The organism is Oerskovia sp. 140933 (genome assembly GCF_059651515.1).
Window position 1 is genome coordinate 1 of record NZ_JAMXIO010000029.1, and the last position, 16158, is coordinate 16158.

At 74.4% G+C, this 16158-nt stretch carries 15 protein-coding genes; 7 read left to right on the forward strand and 8 right to left on the reverse strand.

Annotated features, from left to right (window positions below; genetic code table 11):
- Window positions 1–46 precede the first annotated feature (46 nt).
- Complete coding sequence (locus tag NHG27_RS14490; protein ID WP_497016759.1) at window positions 47–793, reverse strand: hypothetical protein; 747 nt, start codon at window positions 791–793, stop codon at window positions 47–49.
- Between the two features lie 151 nt (window positions 794–944).
- Here NHG27_RS14490 and NHG27_RS14495 point away from each other — a divergent pair, with 151 nt between their 5' ends.
- The gene (locus tag NHG27_RS14495) at window positions 945–2093 is read left to right on the forward strand and encodes a glycosyltransferase family 4 protein (protein ID WP_497016760.1); all 1149 of its coding nucleotides are present in this window, start codon (window positions 945–947) and stop codon (window positions 2091–2093) included.
- A 129-nt stretch (window positions 2094–2222) separates the two neighbouring features.
- Here the strand turns inward: NHG27_RS14495 and guaA are convergent, their stop codons facing one another.
- The 4 genes from guaA to thiE all read right to left on the reverse strand — a co-directional run bounded on the left by guaA (window position 2223) and on the right by thiE (window position 5883).
- On the reverse strand, window positions 2223–3809 hold the full coding sequence (gene guaA, locus NHG27_RS14500; protein WP_191801313.1) for a glutamine-hydrolyzing GMP synthase: 1587 nt from the start codon (window positions 3807–3809) through the stop codon (window positions 2223–2225).
- 68 nt (window positions 3810–3877) lie between these two features.
- Window positions 3878–4444 carry an OmpA family protein gene (locus NHG27_RS14505; RefSeq protein WP_497016761.1) on the reverse strand — a complete coding sequence of 189 codons (567 nt, stop codon included), beginning with the start codon at window positions 4442–4444 and terminating at the stop codon, window positions 3878–3880.
- A gap of 4 nt (window positions 4445–4448) precedes the next feature.
- Window positions 4449–5108, reverse strand: coding sequence for a hypothetical protein (locus tag NHG27_RS14510; RefSeq protein WP_497016762.1), 660 nt, complete (start codon window positions 5106–5108; stop codon window positions 4449–4451).
- Between the two features lie 154 nt (window positions 5109–5262).
- Window positions 5263–5883 carry a thiamine phosphate synthase gene (gene thiE, locus NHG27_RS14515; RefSeq protein WP_225219993.1) on the reverse strand — a complete coding sequence of 207 codons (621 nt, stop codon included), beginning with the start codon at window positions 5881–5883 and terminating at the stop codon, window positions 5263–5265.
- 306 nt (window positions 5884–6189) lie between these two features.
- Here thiE and thiO point away from each other — a divergent pair, with 306 nt between their 5' ends.
- The 3 genes from thiO (at window position 6190) to NHG27_RS14530 (ending at window position 8631) form a co-directional block, all read left to right on the forward strand.
- A complete protein-coding gene (gene thiO, locus NHG27_RS14520) occupies window positions 6190–7488 on the forward strand; it encodes a glycine oxidase ThiO (RefSeq protein WP_497016763.1) in 1299 nt (432 codons plus the stop codon).
- The gene (thiS, locus tag NHG27_RS14525) at window positions 7488–7715 is read left to right on the forward strand and encodes a sulfur carrier protein ThiS (RefSeq protein ID WP_191801322.1); all 228 of its coding nucleotides are present in this window, start codon (window positions 7488–7490) and stop codon (window positions 7713–7715) included. The genes thiO and thiS overlap by 1 nt, the downstream gene beginning before the upstream one ends.
- 70 nt (window positions 7716–7785) lie before the next feature.
- A complete protein-coding gene (locus NHG27_RS14530) occupies window positions 7786–8631 on the forward strand; it encodes a thiazole synthase (protein ID WP_497016790.1) in 846 nt (281 codons plus the stop codon).
- Between the two features lie 58 nt (window positions 8632–8689).
- Here NHG27_RS14530 and moeB read toward each other — a convergent pair whose 3' ends face one another.
- On the reverse strand, window positions 8690–9988 hold the full coding sequence (gene moeB / locus NHG27_RS14535; protein ID WP_497016764.1) for a molybdopterin-synthase adenylyltransferase MoeB: 1299 nt from the start codon (window positions 9986–9988) through the stop codon (window positions 8690–8692).
- Complete coding sequence (locus NHG27_RS14540) at window positions 9985–10422, reverse strand: DUF3817 domain-containing protein (protein ID WP_497016765.1); 438 nt, start codon at window positions 10420–10422, stop codon at window positions 9985–9987. The genes moeB and NHG27_RS14540 overlap by 4 nt, the downstream gene beginning before the upstream one ends.
- Before the next feature lie 58 nt (window positions 10423–10480).
- Here NHG27_RS14540 and NHG27_RS14545 point away from each other — a divergent pair, with 58 nt between their 5' ends.
- The 3 genes from NHG27_RS14545 to NHG27_RS14555 all read left to right on the forward strand — a co-directional run bounded on the left by NHG27_RS14545 (window position 10481) and on the right by NHG27_RS14555 (window position 15033).
- Window positions 10481–12322, forward strand: coding sequence for an ABC transporter ATP-binding protein (locus NHG27_RS14545; RefSeq protein ID WP_193718723.1), 1842 nt, complete (start codon window positions 10481–10483; stop codon window positions 12320–12322).
- Complete coding sequence (locus NHG27_RS14550; protein WP_497016766.1) at window positions 12319–14052, forward strand: ABC transporter ATP-binding protein; 1734 nt, start codon at window positions 12319–12321, stop codon at window positions 14050–14052. The genes NHG27_RS14545 and NHG27_RS14550 overlap by 4 nt, the downstream gene beginning before the upstream one ends.
- A gap of 264 nt (window positions 14053–14316) precedes the next feature.
- Entirely contained in the window at window positions 14317–15033 is a 717-nt protein-coding gene (locus NHG27_RS14555) for a YceI family protein (protein WP_193718721.1), read from the forward strand.
- On the opposite strand, the gene NHG27_RS14560 is transcribed toward NHG27_RS14555, so the two are convergent.
- Window positions 15030–16031, reverse strand: coding sequence for an SURF1 family protein (locus NHG27_RS14560; RefSeq protein WP_321575264.1), 1002 nt, complete (start codon window positions 16029–16031; stop codon window positions 15030–15032). The two genes, NHG27_RS14555 and NHG27_RS14560, sit on opposite strands and share 4 nt — an antisense overlap.
- Window positions 16032–16158 lie beyond the last annotated feature (127 nt).

Consider the following 16158-nt stretch of genomic DNA (forward strand, 5'->3'; position numbering starts at 1 on the left):
TGGACCGGTGCGCCGCCGTCGTGCTCTGCCGTGCTGGTGGAGGACCTCAGCGCGGGGGCTCGCCCTGCGCAGGGGGTGTGGTCGGAGGGGTCTCGGTGCCCGTGGTCGGGACGCCCGGGCTCTTGGGCTCCGTCACGGGAGGCGTCTGCGTGCCGGCCGGCGGGACGCCCGGGCTCTTGGGCTCCTCGACCGGAGCAGCGTGGGTCGAGGTCCGGGTGGGCGGCGTGGCCGGCGTCGTGGGCGCGGGCGTCGTGGGTGCGGGTGCCGTAGGCGCCGCGTGCGCAGGGGTGTGCGTGGGAGCCTGCGCCGAGGAGAGGTTGCCGCCCGACGAGTAGCCGCCCGACGTCTCCACCGCCACGGCGGGGCCGCTCGAGATCCGCTTGAGCGCGATGCCGATGAGGATGAACAGGATGCCCAGCCCGATCACGAGCGCCGCGACGCCGAACGCGACGACCGACGTGAACAGCGAGGCGCGCAGGAACGAGGCGTTCATGACGACGGCGCGTCGCTCGTCGTCCTGCGGGAGCTCGGCGTAGGTCTGGCCGTCGCTCATCTCGAGCGCGTGCTTGTTGATGACCTCGGCCTGCGCGTAGGCCGTGAACGGGCCGTTGACGTGTCGCCCCGCGAGGAAGTCCGCGTCGTCGGACACCGTGATCTCCTCGGCGGACAGCTGCGACGAGACGACGCCCCACGTGACACCGCCGGCGATGATCATGACGATTCCGGCGATGATGCTGAGGATCCCGATGACCCCCACGCCCTTCGCCGGTCGAACCGTGACAGTGCTGGACATTGCGATATCCCTCCCCGAGCCGGTTTCTTAGTCCTCAACGTAGCGACGTTCGGCCGTCTCCGCCGGACGAAAGGTCTGTTCGCCCGCACAACGGACGGCGTCGGGCCGTACCGCACGCGGCGGCGCCCGGTCCTGATGGGAGAATCCGGGGGTGAGGATCACCCATGTGACGGACTGCTACCTGCCGCTGCTCGGCGGCATCGAGACCCAGGTGAGCCGGCTCGCGGCCCAGCAGGCCGCGGCGGGCCACCACGTGGAGGTGGTCACCACGACGCCCGCGTCGCCGGGTGAGCACGGCGTGAGCTGCGAGGTGCACGACGGCGTCACGATCCACCGCGTCGCGGCCCGGATCCCCGGTGGCTACCCGGTGCACCCCCGTGCCGCGCACCACGTGACGCGCATCCTGCGGGACGCGCGGCCCGACGTCGTGCACCTGCACATGGGCGTCCTGACGCCGTCCGTGCAGGCGTCGCTGAAGCCCGTCGCGCGCCTCGGCCTGCCCGCGGTCCTGACCGTGCACAGCGTGTGGGGGTCGGCCGAACCGTGGTTCGCCGCGCTCGACCGCGTCACGCACTGGTCGCGCCTCCCGATCCTGCTCTCGGCCGTGAGCGAGCTGACCGCGGCGCCGCTGCGGCGCATCGCGGGACGCGGCGTGCCCGTCGAGATCCTGCACAACGGGCTGGACCTCGACGAGTGGGCCGTGCCGCGCGTCGAGCGCGACGCGCGGGGCGAGGGCAAGGCCGTCCACGTCGTCGCCGCGACCCGGTTCGCACCGCGCAAGCGCGTGCTGCCCCTGCTCGATTCGGTCCGGCAGGCCGTCGAGCGGCTCCCCCAGGACGCGCTCTTCGCGACGATCGCGGGCGAGGGCCCCGAGCTCGACGCGGCCCGGCGCTTCGTCAAGGAGCACGGGCTGTCCTCGACGGTCAGCCTCCCGGGACGGCTCGGGGCGCACGAGCTCAAGCGTCTCTACTCGCGTGCCGACGTGTTCGCGGCCCCCGCGATCCAGGAGTCGTTCGGCATCGCGGCGCTCGAGGCCCAGGCCGCGGGCCTGGCCGTCGTGACGCGCGCGGAGTCCGGGGTGGCCGAGCGCCTGACCGACGGGGTCGACGGGCTGCTCGCCGCCGACGACACCGAGATGACCGAGCAGATCGTGCGGCTCGTGACGCAGGACGGCCTGCTCGACCGCATCGTCGCCCACAACCGTGCGGTGCGGCCGTCGAGCGGGTGGCCCAGCGTGCTCGCGGACGTCGAGAAGGCGTACGAGAAGGCGGCCGCGTACCGCGAGGAGCGGCGCGGCTGACCCGCCGGCACGCCGGACCGGTCCCCGTCGGGCCTGCGTTCCCGGCCCGGGGACGGGACCGGGAACGCCGAAGGGCCGGTCCCCGCAGATCGCTCTGCGGGGACCGGCCCTTCGCGGCTCAGCGGGAGGTCACTCCCACTCGATGGTGCCCGGCGGCTTGCTCGTCACGTCGAGCACGACGCGGTTGACGTCCTTGACCTCGTTCGTGATGCGCGTCGAGATGGTCGCGAGCACGTCGTACGGCAGGCGCGTCCAGTCCGCGGTCATGGCGTCCTCGGAGGACACGGGGCGCAGCACGATCGGGTGACCGTACGTGCGGCCGTCGCCCTGGACGCCGACCGAGCGGACGTCGGCCAGGAGCACCACGGGGCACTGCCAGATCTCGTCGTCCAGCCCCGCCTTGGTGAGCTCCTCGCGCGCGATCGCGTCCGCTGCGCGCAGGATCTCCAGGCGCTCGGCCGTGACCTCGCCGACGATGCGGATACCGAGCCCGGGACCGGGGAAGGGCTGACGGGCCACGATGACCTCGGGCACGCCGAGCTCGCGGCCCACGGCGCGGACCTCGTCCTTGAACAGGGCCCGCAGCGGCTCGACGAGCGAGAACTGCAGGTCGTCGGGCAGGCCGCCCACGTTGTGGTGGCTCTTGATGTTCGCGGTGCCCTCGCCGCCGCCGGACTCGACGACGTCCGGGTACAGGGTGCCCTGCACGAGGAACTTGACCTCGGTGTCGTCGGAGTCGTGCTCCCGGCTCTCCCCGACGATGTCACGCGCCGCCTGCTCGAACGCGCGGATGAACTCGCGGCCGATGATCTTGCGCTTGGTCTCCGGGTCCGAGTGGCCCGCGAGCGCCGCGAGGAAGCGCTGCTTCTCGTCCATGACGACGAGCTTGACGCCCGTGGCCGCGACGAAGTCGCGCTCGACCTGCTCGACCTCGCCCGCGCGCAGCAGGCCGTGGTCGACGAACACGCACGTGAGCTGGTCGCCCACGGCCTGCTGGACGAGGGCTGCTGCCACCGACGAGTCGACGCCTCCGGACAGGCCGCAGATGACGCGCGCGTCGCCGACCTGCTCACGGATGAGCGCGACCTGCTCGGCGATGACGTTGCCGGGGGTCCAGTCGGGGGCGAGGCCCGCGCCCTCGTACAGGAAGCGTTCGAGCACGGCCTGGCCGTGCGCGGAGTGCTTGACCTCGGGGTGCCACTGCACGCCGTACAGGCGCCGGCTGGTGTCCTCGAAGGCCGCGACCGGGGAGCCGGACGACGTCGCGAGGACCTCGAAGCCCTCGGGCGCCGCGTGCACGGAGTCGCCGTGGCTCATCCACGTGGTCTGGTGGTCGGGGGTCTCGGCGAGCAGGACGCCCGCGGAGCACACCTCGACCTCGGTGCCGCCGTACTCGCTGAGGCCGGTCTGCGCGACCTTGCCGCCGAGCGCCTGGGCCATGGCCTGGAAGCCGTAGCAGATGCCGAGGACGGGCACGCCGGCCTCGAACAGCGCGGGGTCCACGAACGGGGCGCCCTGGGCGTACACGGACGACGGACCGCCGGACAGGATGATCGCTGCCGGGTCCTTGGCGAGCATCTGCTCGACGGTGAAGGTGTGAGGGACGATCTCCGAGTACACCTTGGCCTCACGCACGCGACGCGCGATCAGCTGGGCGTACTGTGCGCCGAAGTCGACGACCAATACGGGCCGGGGGGCTGAGGGGGTGGGTGTCACCACCCCAGGATAGTTGGCCCCCGGGCCCGTCACGTCATCCGTCCACCCAGGGCGGGCGGGGCCCGCGCTCAGGAGGACGCGAACGTGATCTCGACGCGCCGGTTCAGCGCCCGCCCGGCCGGGCTGTCCTGGCCACCGACCGTGTTGTCCGCCACAGGTTCCCTGCTGCCGTACCCGGTGACCGTCAGCACCAGGTCCGGGCGCGCTGCGCGCAGGAGCGCGGCGACCGCATCCGCGCGCTGCTGCGACAACGGGTCGTTGACGGCGTCGTCCCCCACGGAGTCGGTGTGACCGTCGACGGCCACGTCGGCTCCCTGAGGGATGGTCGCGACCAGGTCCGTGACCGCTGCGGCGGCCTGGGGCGACAGGTCTGCGGACGCGAAGGCGAAGAGCAGGTCGGACGTGAGGACCATCACGGTCTCGCCCTCCTCCTCGCGGACGGTCTCGAGGCCCGTCGTCGCGTCGTCGGGCCGCAGGTCGAACGTCGCGTCGGCGCTCATCTGCTCGGTCACCACGAGGTCGGGGACCGGCTCGGGCGAGACCGCCGCCGCGCTGGGCGACGTCGTGCCGAGGAGTCCGACCGTCACGGCCCCGACCACGGCCGTTCCGCGGAGGGTCTCTCGCAGGGTGCTCACGGCCCTACTTCCCGTCGACGACGACGGGGGTGATCCCGCTGAACGCCGGCCACCCGTCGGAGACGAGGACGTCGACCGGCCCGGGGTCGCCCTGCGGCGAGGGCAGGAGCGCCCAGGCCTCGATCGTCGAGCCGTTGGTCAGGCCTGCACCGCTGGACGCGCTCGGCGAGACGAGCGCGGAGAGCTCGCAGGCCTGGACGTCGAGCGCGGCGCCCTTCCAGGCCCCCTTGGTGCAGAAGGGCTTGTAGATCTTGAGGTTCGTGCTGTCCGTCACGGTCGGCACGTGTCGTGCGCCGAGGTCGGAGAACGACGCGCGCTCTCCGGCCCCCTTGTCAGGGTTGTCCCAGCGAAGGGCCCAGCGCACGGTCATGGTCCTGCCCGTCACCTCGACCGAGCGCAGCGTCATGGTGATCGTGCCGCCGGGGGCCTCTCCGGACCCCGCGGTCGCGTCGAACGTCTGCTCGGCGAGCGACGCCGTCGTGATCGAGGCTTCGCCGGCCGCCTGCTCCTGGTCGCCGTCCGCCGCGGGGGACGAGGCCGTCGTCCCCTCCGTGCCACCGCCCGGCGACGGCTCGGCGCCGGCGCCAGCGCCGGTGCAGCCCGCGAGCACGAGCAGGGTGAGCGAGAACAGGGCGGCCACGAGGGGCCCACGCGTGCGGGTCATGGTTCTCCGGGTCTGAGGATCGAGGACGGGAGCGTCCTGCGCTCGGCGGCGAGCACTCTGCAGCCCAGACCCTCCCACAGCGGCCCGGCGGCGGGAAGACCTTCCGTCCTCTGAGACCGCCCGGGGGACGGGGACCTGTCCCTCTGGGGCCCGGTCAGGCGGGCAGCCGCTCGCGCAGCTCGCGTGCGGCCTGCTCCGGGTCGGCGGCCTCGGTGAGGGCGCGGACGACGACGATCCGCTCGGCGCCCGCGTCGAGCACCTCGTCGAGACGCGCGGCGTCGATGCCCCCGATCGCGAACCACGGCGTCGTCGGCCGGGTCGCCGCGACCTGTCGCAGGAGGTCGAGCCCGACGGCGTCGCGCCCCGGCTTGGTCGGCGTGGACCAGAGCGGCCCCACGCAGAAGTAGTCGACCGACGGGTCGGCCTCGGCGGCCGCGGCCTGGGTGAGCGAGTGCGTCGATCGCCCCAGCAGCGGACCCGCGCCCAGGAGCGACCGGACCGCGGGGACCGGGAGGTCGCCCTGGCCCGTGTGCACGACCGGCGCACCGGTGAGCAGCGCGACGTCGGCACGGTCGTTGACGGCCCACAGCGCACCGTGCTGGGTCGCGACGCGCGCGACCGTCTCCTGGAGCTCGAGCTCGCGCGCGACGTCCAGCGTCTTGTCGCGGAGCTGGACCACGTCGACCCCGCCCGCGAGCGCCGCGTGCAGGAAGTCCTCGAGGTCGCCGCGCTCCTCGCGCGCGTCGGTGCACAGGTACAGGCGGGCGGCGCCCAGGCGCTCGACGGCGGCCTCGCGGGCTGCGAGGGTCCTCGCGTCGAGGCCCTCGGGCGCGTCGGAGCGGTGGCGGGGTGCGGAGCGTCGGCGGCGGCCGGGGTCGCCGGTCGGGAGGGTGGTCACGGCGCCAGGATAGGCACGGCCGGGGCCGGGTCGCCCGGGCTGCGCAGCCTGCGGGCACGCCCGGAGGGTGGACGGGACGCGTTGTAGGGTGGCCGCGAAGCACGGGAGCCCCGCACGGGGCTGAGAGGGCGAGAGCCGACCGTCGAACCTGATCTGGGTCATGCCAGCGAAGGGAGCGAGCGCATGAGCGCAGCTCTGCCACACCCTGCCCTGCCTGCGCGCCCACCGGGGCGCGACGGAGGCCTTGGGCGCGCGGCGCCGTCGGGCCTGCCCCACGACCACCTGCCCGACGGCGCCGCGGACGTCCTCGTCGTGGGCGGCGGCATCGTGGGGCTCACCGCAGCCTGGCGGGCCTCGCGTGCCGGCCTGCGCGTGACCGTCCTGGACCCCGCCCCCGGGGACGGCGCGACGCACGCCGCAGCCGGGATGCTCGCGCCCGTGACGGAGGCCGACTTCGGGGAGGAGGCCGCGCTGCGCCTGGGTGCCGACTCCGCGGCGCGCTGGCCCGCGTTCGCCGCCGAGCTCGAGGCGGACTCGGGGCAGGGGGTGGGTCTGCGCGCGACCGGGACCCTCACGCTGGCCTACGACGGCGACGACCTGGCCCTCGGCCGGCGCGTGCGCGCGCTCCAGGAGGCGTGGGGCCTCGACTCGACCGAGATCTCGGTCGCGGCCGCACGCGACCTGGAGCCCCTGGTCGGGCCGCGCGTGGCCGGGGCGTTCTGGGCCCCGGGTGACCACCAGGTCGATCCCCGCGCGGTGCACCGGGCCCTGACCGCGGCCCTGGGACGGGACCCGCGTGCCGCCGTCGTGCACCGGCGGGCCGTCCGGCTGCTGCGCTCCCCCGGGCCCGGCGCTCCCGTGACCGGTGCCCTCGACGACGCGGGCCACGAGCACCGTGCGGGGACCGTGGTCCTCGCGGCCGGGGCCGACTCGGGCGCCCTGCTCACGGGCGTCCCCGAGGTGTGCGTCCCGACCCGCCCGGTGAAGGGGCAGACGCTGCGGCTCGACGCCCCGCCGTGGTTCACGCTCGACCACGTGGTGCGGGGGATCGTGCAGGGACGTCCGGTGTACGTCGTACCGCGTACGCCCGGACCCGACGGGCACCGCGAGGTCGTCGTCGGTGCGACGAGCGAGGAGCACCCCGACGACCGGCGCGCAACCGCGGGCGGCGTCTTCGCCCTCCTGCGCGACGCGCGCGCCCTGCTGCCCGGGCTCGACGAGGCGGCCCTCGTCGAGGTCACGCCGCGCGTGCGCCCCGGGACCCCGGACAACCTGCCTCTCCTGGGGCCCACCACCGTGCCCGGCCTGGTCCTCGCGACGGGCCACTACCGCAACGGGGTGCTGCTCGCGCCGGTCACGGGGGCCGCGGTCGACGCGGTCCTGGCCGGGGAACCCCTGCCGCCCACGGTCGCCGCGATCGACCCCCTGCGCTTCTCGCCCGCCCCCTCGTCCGTTCCCACGAACCGTCCCGGAGGACCCTGATGACCGACACCGCCCTCGTCAACGGCGAGCCCCACCCGCTCACGACCCCCACGACCGTCGCGAGCCTCGTCGCCCGCCTGCTGCCCGGGCTCGTCACCGGTACCGGCGCCCCCCAGGGCGTCGCGGTCGCGATCGACGACGCCGTGCTGCCGCGCAGCGCATGGGCGTCCACGACGCTGCGCGACGGCGACCGCGTCGAGGTCGTCACGGCGGTGCAGGGTGGCTGACCCCCGGCAGGACCGCGCGGCCGACGACCCCCTGGTGGTCGCGGGCGTACCCCTCGGCTCCCGCCTCGTCATGGGCACGGGCGGCGCGGCCAACCTGCTCACGCTCGAGGAGGCGCTCGTCGCGTCCGGGACCGCGCTGACGACCGTCGCGATGCGCCGCGTCGCGCGGGTCCGCCCGTCGGGCGACCGGGCAGGGTCGGGCGGCGCCGGTGACGCCGGCGAGACCGGCGTCTGGGCGATGCTCGACCGCCTCGGCATCCGCGCCCTGCCGAACACCGCAGGCTGCTTCTCGGCCAAGGAAGCCGTCCTCACCGCGCACCTCGCGCGCGAGGCGTGCGGCACGGACTGGGTCAAGCTCGAGGTGATCGCCGACGACGTGACCCTCCTGCCCGACCCGATCGGCCTGGTCCAAGCCGCCGAGACCCTGGTCCGCGACGGCTTCACGGTGCTCCCCTACACCAACGACGACCCGATCCTCGCGCGCCGCCTCGAGGACGTGGGGTGCGCCGCGGTCATGCCCCTCGGGGCGCCCATCGGGTCGGGGCTCGGCATCCTCAACCCGCGCAACATCGCGGCCATCGCGTCGGCAGCCCGCGTGCCCGTGATCCTCGACGCGGGGATCGGGACCGCCTCGGAGGCCGCGCACGCCCTGGAGCTCGGGTGCGACGGGGTGCTGCTGGCGACGGCCGTGACCCGTGCCGCCGACCCCGTGCGGATGGCGACGGCCATGCGCCTCGCGGTCGAGGCCGGGCGTCTGGCGGCGCTCGCGGGCCGCATCCCGCGGCGCGAGCAGGCGCTCGCGAGCTCGCCGGTCGACGGGATGGTCGGCCGGGCCGGGGCCGTCGGTGCCGGGTCGTCAGCCGGGCTCACGGGTACCGGCGTGCTGGGCGGAGGGAACCTCGACCTGGCGCTGTGACCGGCCCGCCGAGGGTCCCGGTCCGCTGCCTCGGCGCCTGGCCTCCGGCCCGACGGGATCAGTACGTCGGGCGTCCCGGCTCGACGTCCCGGACCCACGCCAGGATGCCGCCCTCGACGTTGCGCGCGTCCACGCCCGCGGCCCGTGCCAGCGCCGCGACCCGGTCCGACCGGCCCCCGACCTTGCACAGCACCGCGACGGTCCGGTCGCGCGGCAGGTCAGCGAGCGCCGCCGCGGCGTCCGGCCCGGCGTACACCCCGCTGGGGACCACGCGCGCACCGTCGATCCCGACGACCTGCGTCTCCCAGTCCTCGCGCACGTCGAGCAGCAGCAGGTCGTCGTCGGGGTCGGCGAGGCGGTCGGCGAGCTCGCGCGCCGTGAGGCTCGTCGCCGTCGCACCGGCCCCCGCCGAGACCCCCGGCGAGCCCGCCACCCGGGCGAGGTCGACCGCGAGGCGACCCTCCGCCGTCGGGCCGGGGAAGGTGCCCGCCGCGACCGGGGCCGCCGCCCCCACCGGTGCCACGCCGCAGAACGCCTCGTAGGCGTGGTCACCGGCGAGCAGCCTCGTGACGGGGACGCGCTCGGGGTCGGCGCGGATCGTGAGGTGGCGCCACGTGAGCTCGAGCGAGTCGTAGACCGCGAGCCGCCCCAGGAGCGTGCGCCCCGCACCCGTCACGAGCTTGATCGCCTCGGTCGCCATGACGGACCCGACCGTCCCGCACATGGCACCGAGGACTCCGCCCGTCGCGCAGTCGGGCACGGTGCCGGGCGGCGGCGGCTCGGGGAACACGTCGCGGTAGACCACGCCCTCCCCGACGGGGGGCGACGACCAGAAGACGCTGACCTGGCCCTGGAAGCGGAAGATCGAGCCCCACACGCAGGGGATGCCCGCGAGCTCGGCCGCGTCGCCCACGAGGTAGCGGGTCGCGAAGTTGTCGGTCCCGTCGAGGACGACGTCGTACCCAGCGAGGATCTCCAGCACGTTCGAGGCGTCGAGGCGCTGCTCGTGCAGGCGGACGGCCACGTGCGGGTTGACCTCGGCGATCGCGTCGCGCGCCGAGGCGACCTTGGGCCGCCCCACGTCCGAGCCGCCGTGGATCACCTGGCGCTGGAGGTTGGAGACCTCGACCCGGTCGTCGTCGACGATCCCGATCGTGCCGACGCCGGCCGCCGCGAGGTAGAGCAGCGCGGGGCTGCCCAGCCCGCCCGCGCCCACCACGAGCACGCGTGCGGCACGCAGCCGCTGCTGGCCCTCGACCCCGATGCCCGGCAGGGCCAGGTGCCGCGAGTACCGGGCGAGCTCCTCCGGGGACAGGGGCTCGGGAGAGGGCGCGACCAGCGGCGGCAGCGAGGTCATCGGGCGTACTGCTCCACGAGGGCGTCGAGCTTGGCCTCGGCCTCGCGGTGGACCTTCTTCTCCAGGATGAACGACATGACGGGCACGACGCCCGCGAAGACCATGGTGGCCAGGCGGCCCCAGCTCCAGCGCATCTTGGACCACAGGTCGAGGACCGTGACGAGGTACACGACGTAGACCCACCCGTGCGCGAACGGGATCCAGCCGACGAAGCGCATCACGCCGTCGACGTCGACGAACTCACCGACGCCGTACTTGACGATCATCTCGACGCACAGGATCAGGAGCATCACACCGGTGATGAGGGCCATCACGCGGTAGCGGGCGAGCGCGCCGCGGGCCTTGCGGACGGCGCGGTCGACGACCTCCTGCGTGGGGGTTCCCGCCACGGCGTCGTACGTCGTCTGCGGGCCTGCGGGGTCGGGCGTGGTCATGGGATGAGTTCCTTACGCTGAGCGAAAATCCGTGGCTCGGTGTCGGTGGCCACACCTAATGTTAGTGACCGTGCGTCCCCTCCCCCTCCCCGACCCGGGCACCCCTCCGCTCACCGGCCCCGGTGCCTTCCTCTGGTGGCTCGCGCGCCGCCAGTGGGGCATCCTCCTGGTCGCCGTCCTCCTCGGCATGATCGGCTTCCTGTGCCAGGCGGTCATGCCCTACGTGCTCGGCCGTGCGCTCGACGAGGGGCTCGACGCGGGCTTCGGTCCCGTCCTGCTGGGCTGGGCCGCGGTCATGCTGGGCATCGGGCTGGTCCAGGTGGGCTCGGCCGCGCTCGGGCACCGCTACGACATCGAGAACTGGCTGCGCTCGGCCTTCACCACGTCGCAGCTCGTGGGCGACACCGTGGCCCGCTCCGGGCACACCATCACGGAGGAGCTCCCCACGGGGGAGGTCGTCTCCGCGGTCGCCTCGGACGCCCTGCGCGTGGGTGAGGTCTACGCGATCGCTGCCCGGTTCGCGGGCTCGCTCGTGGCGTACGCGGTCGTCGCCGGGATCATGCTGAGCACCTCGCTCCGGCTCGGGCTCGTCGTGGCCCTCGGGCTGCCCGTCGTCGCGGGCATCCTCGCGTTCCTGGTCAAGCCGCTCCAGCAGCGCCAGGCCGCGCAGCGCGAGGCGTCGGGACGGCTCACGACGCTCGGCGCGGACACCGTGTCGGGGCTGCGGATCCTGCGCGGCATCGGCGGCGAGAAGGTCTTCACGGACCGCTACCGCGCCCAGTCGCAGACCGTCCGCGAGACGGGCGTGCGCGTCGCCACCACGCAGTCCTACCTCGACGGGCTCCAGGTCCTGCTGCCGGGCCTGTTCGTCGCCCTGGTGCTGTACCTGGGCGCGCACGCGGCCGTGGCCGGCGACATCAGCCCGGGCCAGCTCGTCGCGTTCTACGGGTACGCGGCGTTCCTCTCGTGGCCGCTGCAGATCGCGACCCAGACGCTCCAGATCACGACGCGCGCCCACGTGGCGGCCAAGAAGCTCGTCAAGGTCCTCTCGGTCGTCCCCGCGACGGGGGCGACCCCCGGGACGGCGTCCGCGCCTCCCGCCGGGTCGGTCCTGGTCGACGACGCGAGCGGCGTCGAGCTCCACCCCGGGCGCGTGGTCGCGCTCGTGAGCGTGGACCCCGACGAGTCGGCGCGCATCGCCACCCGCATGGGCCGGTTCGACGACGTCGCGGAGGCGGGCACACCCGTGCACCTGGGCGGTGTCCGGCTCGCGGACCTCGACAAGGACGCGGTGCGTGAGCGCATCGTCGTCGCCGAGGCCACGCCCCACCTGTTCTCGGGCGTGCTCGGCGAGGAGATCGACGTGCGCGGCGGCAACCTCGAGGCCGAGCTCCTGCGGGCGATCATGGTCGCGGACGCGCACGACGTCCTGGACTCGGTCCCCGACGGCCTCGCGGGAGACCTCCCCGAAAAGGGCCGCTCGCTGTCCGGCGGGCAGCGCCAGCGCGTGGCCCTGGCCCGCGCGATCCTCACCGACCCCGAGATCCTGGTGCTCGTCGAGCCCACGAGCGCGGTCGACGCCCACACCGAGGCCCGGATCGCCGAGCGGCTGGCCGAGGTCCGGCGGGGGCGCACCACGCTCGTCGTCACCGCGAGCCCGCTCGTGCTCGACCACGTCGACGACGTCCTGTTCGTCGAGGACGGGCGCGTCGTGACCCACGGGACGCACCGCGAGCTCCTGCACCGCCCGCTCGACGCGCACCAGGGCGAGGAGGCAGCGCGCTACCGCGCCGCCGTCGGGCGCTCGATGGACGAGGCGCCCGCCGCAGCCGACCCTGAGGACGACCACCCGACCCCGGGCTCCGACGAGCTCGCCGACGCCTCGAAGGGCGTGTCATGAAGCTCCCCATCGCGGACGCCTCCCAGGTCCGCCGGCACACCGCCCACCTCGTCCGTGAGCACCGCAGGCCGCTGATCGGGCTCGCGGTCCTGCACACCGTCGCGGCGGTCGCGGGCCTCGCCGGTCCGTGGATCCTGGGCCGGATCGTCGACGCGGTCGCCCAGGGCACCACGACGGCCTACGTCAACCAGGTCATCGCGATCGGCGTGGGCGCGGTGCTCGTCCAGGCCGTCCTGATCCGGTACGCCCAGAAGTACTCGATGATCTTCGGCGAGACGGTCTTCGCCGAGCTGCGCGAGGACTTCCTCGAGACGGTCACGACCCTGCCCCTCTCGACCGTCGAGCGAGCCGGCACGGGGGACCTCGTCGCGCGCACCACGAACGACGTCAACCGCATCCAGCACGCCGTGCGGTTCGGCGTCCCGCGGCTCATCGTCGCGGTCGTCACGATCCTGCTCACGGTCGTCGCGAGCATGCTGACCTCGCCGCTCGTGGCGGTGTCCCTGTTCGTCGGCGTCCCGCTCATGGTCGTCGTCTCGCGCTGGTACCTGCGGCGCGCCACGCCGGGCTACCAGCGCGAGTCGGCCGCCTACGCGACCCTCAACGGCACCATCACCGAGTCGGTCGAGGGCGCCCGCACGGTCGACGCGCTCCGCCTGGGCGCCCGCCGCCGGGCCCGCGTCGAGGCCGACCTGCGCGAGGCCTTCGCGGCGGAGAAGTACACCCTCAACCTGCGGACGGTCCTGTTCCCCGCGGTCGACTTCACGTTCGTCCTCGCGCCCGTCGCGGTCATCGTGTGGGGCGGCTACATGCTCTCGACCGGGCACGCGACGATCGGCGCGGTGACGACCATCGCGATGTACGCGTTCCAGCTCGCGGGCCCCGTCTGGGAGCTGATCTTCTGGCTCGACGAGATCCAGGTCGCCGCGACGTCGCTCGCCCGCATCGTGGGCGTCAAGCTCGTCGACAGCGACCGCAAGGCAGGGGACCGGGTTCCTGCGGACGAGCACGTCGTGGCGCGCGACGTCGAGTACGCGTACCGCGAGGGGCACAACGTGCTGCACGGGATCGACCTCGACCTCGCGGTCGGCGAGCGGCTCGCCGTCGTCGGTCCGTCCGGCGCGGGCAAGTCGACGCTCGGCCGCATGCTCGCGGGCATCCACCCGCCCACGGGCGGCTCGGTCACCGTGGGGGGCGTCGACCTGGTCGACCTCCCGCTCGACGACCTGCGCCGCCACGTCGCGCTCGTCACGCAGGAGCACCACGTGTTCGTGGGTTCCCTCGCGGACAACCTGCGCCTGGCCGACGAGCACGCGGACGACGACGCGCTGCGCGCGGCCCTCGCCGCGGTCGACGCCCAGGACTGGGTCGAGGCCCTGCCCGACGGGCTCGCGACCGAGGTCGGCTCGGGCGGGCACGTGCTCACCCCCGCGCAGGCGCAGCAGGTCGCGCTCGCACGGCTCGTGCTGCTCGACCCGCACACCCTGATCCTCGACGAGGCGACGTCCCTGCTGGACCCGCGCGCGGCCCGGCACCTCGAGCGCTCGCTCAACGCGGTGCTGGAGGGACGGACGGTCGTGGCGATCGCGCACCGTCTGCACACCGCGCACGACGCCGACCGGGTCGCGGTCGTCGACGGCGGCCGGATCACGGAGATCGGGCCGCACGACGAGCTCGTCGCGGCGGGCGGCGACTACGCGCGCCTCTGGCACTCCTGGCAGCAGGAGTAGGGCGCCCTCCTCGGGTCGGATGCCGGGTCGTGGTCAGGGGGGACGGACGTCCGTCCCTCCTGAACACCGTCCCGCGTCGCCCTGACCTGCCGGTACGCTCTCGCCGTCCCGGGTCGCGGCGCAGATGTCTCCTGCGCGGGTGAACCTGCGACGAGGCTCTCGGTGCAGCGCCGCCTGCACAGCAGACACGACCCCCTGCTTCCAGGCATTCCTCAGGAAGAGCCCTCACGATTGGTTGAACCTTCAACGAGGATGCGAGAGGCCATGAAGAAGACGATCGCGCTGACCGTCGGGATCGCGATGCTGTGCGCGCTCCTGCTGCTCGGCGGCACCTGGTTCTACGCGCGCTCGCAGGCCGGCACGGAAGCGGCGCCGCTGTCGCTCGCACCGTCCCCTGCGGCGACGGCGGCCGACGAGGCCGACGGCAGCCCGTCCGGCGCGCAGGGCACCACGACCGGGGCGGTCCAGGACGGGACCTACGCGGTGGACACCGCCTCCCAGGCGGGCTACCGCGTCGACGAGGTGCTCTCGGGCCAGGACGTGACGGTCGTCGGTCGCACGGGAGACGTGCGGGGCGAGGTCACGGTCGAGGAGGGCGTGCTCACGGCGGCGAGCATCGAGGTCGACATGACGACCGTCGAGACCGACGACTCCGGACGCGACCGGCAGTTCCTGCGGATCCTCGACACGTCCGAGCACCCGACCGCGACGTTCGTCCTCTCCGCACCGATCGACCTCTCGGGCCTCGCGGGCGGCACCGCGACCGTCGAGGCGGCCGGGACCCTCACGATCAAGGGCGTCCCGCGCGAGGTCGTCGCGACCCTCGACGCACGCACGACCGGCGACGGGGCCGAGGTCAGCGGGTCGATCCCCGTGACGTTCTCCGACTTCGGCGTCGCCGCGCCGAACCTCGGGTTCGTGACGGTCGAGGACGCGGGGACGATCGAGATGCTGCTCGACCTGACGCCGGCGGCGGACTAGCGGCTCGGGACGGTGCCCTCGGGCTCGGCCGGAGCCGTGGGCTCGGCAGCCGGAGCCGCGGCCTCCGCGGCTCCGGACTCCTGCGCGACCGTCGGCACTGCCGCTCCTGCGTGCGGCAGGCCGGGCGGCAGGTCGGGCGGCAGGTCCGGCAGCCCCGCGATGCCACCACCCAGACCGTCGCTCCGCCTGCGCCCGCCGGCGGCCTCGTCACGCACGAGTCGCACCCACAGCGCGACCGCGAAGGCCCCGAAGATCCACCACTGGAGCGCGTAGAACGCGTTCTGGACGTTGACCCCGTTCCCCCCCTCGATGGTCGGCCGGGGCAGAAGCTCCGGGCCACCGTCGGCCGTGGCGGGCTGCGCCGGGTCGGACTCCATGAGCACCAGGTAGCCGCCGTAGATCGGGTTGCCCCACGCGTTCGCGAGCGCGGCCGAGGAGATCGAGTCCGTCTGCCCCTCGGGCAGCCCACCGGGCCCGGCGGCCTCCGAGGCCTGGAGGTAGGCGGTGAGCCGCACCTCGCCGGTGGGTACGGCGAGGGCCGCACCGGCGTCCGCCGTCGGGACCCAGCCACGGACGACCGGCACCACGGGCGCGCCGGACAGGTCCGCCCAGGACTCGCCGCCCGTGCCGTCGTCGGACACCCGCAGCGGCGTCAGGACCAGGTAGCCCGTACGCCCGTCGAGCGCGCGTCCCGCGACCAGGAGCTGGCCCTCGGGCTCGTACTCGCCCTCGACCCAGGCCTGGCGCCCGACGAGCTCGCCCGGGAAGGTCGACTGCGGGGGGAGCAGCACGCCGAGCCCCTCGGGCCCCGCGGCCTCGGCCTCCGTGATCTCGTGCTGCTCGGCGAGCTCGGCGCGCTCGTAGGCCCGGTCGAGCTGCCACACGCCGAGGCGACCGCACACCCCGGCCGCCAGGAGGAAGAGCAGCAGGAAGCCGATCATGCGGGGGCTGCGCGCGACAGCCCAGAAGCCGGCGCGGGAGGGGGCCTGGTCGCTCACGTCTCCACGGTAGCCGGGCGCACGCAGCCGGAGAGAATCCCCGGCCCCCGACGTGACCCAGGCCACTCGTCCGGCTCCGGATTCCCGCGTCCGGGACCTCCTGACCGGCCCCCACGGGACCTTCGAC

What these genes read in the sequence shown, in the direction of transcription:
- NHG27_RS14490 (WP_497016759.1), bottom strand. Translation starts at nt 793, where the DNA reads ATGTCCAGCACTGTCACGGTTCGACCGGCGAAGGGCGTGGGGGTCATC.
- NHG27_RS14510 (WP_497016762.1), bottom strand. Translation starts at nt 5,108, where the DNA reads ATGACCCGCACGCGTGGGCCCCTCGTGGCCGCCCTGTTCTCGCTCACC.
- thiO (WP_497016763.1), top strand. Translation starts at nt 6,190, where the DNA reads ATGAGCGCAGCTCTGCCACACCCTGCCCTGCCTGCGCGCCCACCGGGG.
- thiS (WP_191801322.1), top strand. Translation starts at nt 7,488, where the DNA reads ATGACCGACACCGCCCTCGTCAACGGCGAGCCCCACCCGCTCACGACC.
- NHG27_RS14530 (WP_497016790.1), top strand. Translation starts at nt 7,786, where the DNA reads ATGGGCACGGGCGGCGCGGCCAACCTGCTCACGCTCGAGGAGGCGCTC.
- moeB (WP_497016764.1), bottom strand. Translation starts at nt 9,988, where the DNA reads ATGACCTCGCTGCCGCCGCTGGTCGCGCCCTCTCCCGAGCCCCTGTCC.
- NHG27_RS14540 (WP_497016765.1), bottom strand. Translation starts at nt 10,422, where the DNA reads ATGACCACGCCCGACCCCGCAGGCCCGCAGACGACGTACGACGCCGTG.
- NHG27_RS14545 (WP_193718723.1), top strand. Translation starts at nt 10,481, where the DNA reads ATGTTAGTGACCGTGCGTCCCCTCCCCCTCCCCGACCCGGGCACCCCT.
- NHG27_RS14550 (WP_497016766.1), top strand. Translation starts at nt 12,319, where the DNA reads ATGAAGCTCCCCATCGCGGACGCCTCCCAGGTCCGCCGGCACACCGCC.
- NHG27_RS14555 (WP_193718721.1), top strand. Translation starts at nt 14,317, where the DNA reads ATGAAGAAGACGATCGCGCTGACCGTCGGGATCGCGATGCTGTGCGCG.